1 protein-coding gene and 1 pseudogene are annotated in these 1,451 nt (G+C 43.6%); one reads left to right on the forward strand and one right to left on the reverse strand.

The window, feature by feature from the left end; all coding sequences use genetic code 11:
* Positions 1-8: 8 nt before the first annotated feature.
* A complete protein-coding gene (locus G4P69_RS38160; RefSeq protein WP_390694088.1) occupies positions 9-1,016 on the forward strand; it encodes a formylglycine-generating enzyme family protein in 1,008 nt (335 codons plus the stop codon).
* A gap of 74 nt (positions 1,017-1,090) precedes the next feature.
* Here G4P69_RS38160 and G4P69_RS38165 read toward each other — a convergent pair.
* Positions 1,091-1,451 (reverse strand): annotated as a pseudogene (locus tag G4P69_RS38165) (bile acid:sodium symporter family protein); the annotation flags it as partial.

Here is a 1,451-nt window from a genome sequence, read left to right on the forward strand (position 1 = left end):
TCAATTTAATTCACCAACTGGCTATTGTTGCTTTCGCGATCGCTGTCTTTATCAATGTACCAAGCCCATTATCCGCATTCGCGCTAAATTCAGGAGTTGATTCTGCCATTTCCTGTGGTGAAGGTATGGTGTTGATTCCCAAGGGGACTTTTACCATTGGCTCAGATAACTACTACTCATCAGAGCATTCTGCAGAAGATGTGACCATTGATAGTTTTTGTATTGATCGCCACGAAGTGACTAACGCAGAATTTCGCAAGTTTGTCAACGCCACCGGCTATCAAACTATTGCTGAACGCCCCTTGTCAAAAGAGCAATTTCCCGATTTACCCGATTCGCAACGGCAACCAGGCTCCCTTGTGTTTCAGCCCCCCGAACCAAGAGTACAACAAATCGCTTATTTAAGCTGGTGGCATTGGGTAGTGGGTGCTAACTGGCAACATCCTTATGGTCCCAATAGCAGCATCAACGGTTTAGATAACTATCCAGTGGTTCACATTGCCTATGATGATGCTATTGCCTACGCCAATTGGGTTGGCAAATTGCTCCCTACTGAAGCCCAATGGGAATATGCAGCACGGGGTGGTCTAAGTGCCGACGCCTTCATTGCCGGTGAACAGTATTCGCCCAAAAAAGCTAACACCTGGCAAGGGGTATTCCCCTTCTTTAATACTAAGGCCGATGGCTATCTCGGTCTTGCACCTGTGGAATCCTTTCCTCCCAATGGTTATGGACTTTATGAAATGCTAGGCAATGTTTGGGAATTAACCTCAGACTGGTATAAAACTGGTCACTCAGGTAAAGCCCACAGCCTCAATCCGTTAGGACCTGATGAAGTTGACAGTTTTGATCCCAACAAACCTGATCAAGGTGCTTTGCATGTGATTAAAGGGGGTTCTTTCCTGTGCGCCCCGAATTACTGTAGTCGTTATAGACCTGAAGCACGGGAGTCTCAAGCCCCTGATACCGGCACAAATCACCTTGGATTTCGTTTAGTTACATTCACAAAATCTTGACTTTACTTGACTTGACATGACAATACTAACAAATAATGTCCAACAATGTTAGGCAATGTTCAGTGAATCAGCTACTAGGAAACAACTCCCTCTTTGGTCTGTGCGTGGTCTAGTTCTGGTAACTTTTTTCCCAAAATCATCACGATGACCATCATTAATAAACTTGTGACCATAATGATGCTCACCACATTGGGATCATCGAAGTTACTCGTCCCTATTAACAATGCTGCGGCAAAATTTCGTTGAGCAGTTCCTACTCCTAGCACTCTTTGAGTGTCAATTCCAGGACCACCTAAAAGATAACCGACAGTAAAGGAAAACACAACAAAAATAGCACAAACAAAAATTACACCTGTTTTTAATAAAAAAATAATCTCGCTAAAGTGTACCAGGAGTAATACTATGATTGAGCTTATCAGCCAGAAACTCTGTATC

Origin of the sequence: Aetokthonos hydrillicola CCALA 1050, from assembly GCF_017591665.1 — a bacterium.
In the GTDB taxonomy this organism is placed as follows: domain Bacteria; phylum Cyanobacteriota; class Cyanobacteriia; order Cyanobacteriales; family Nostocaceae; genus Aetokthonos; species Aetokthonos hydrillicola.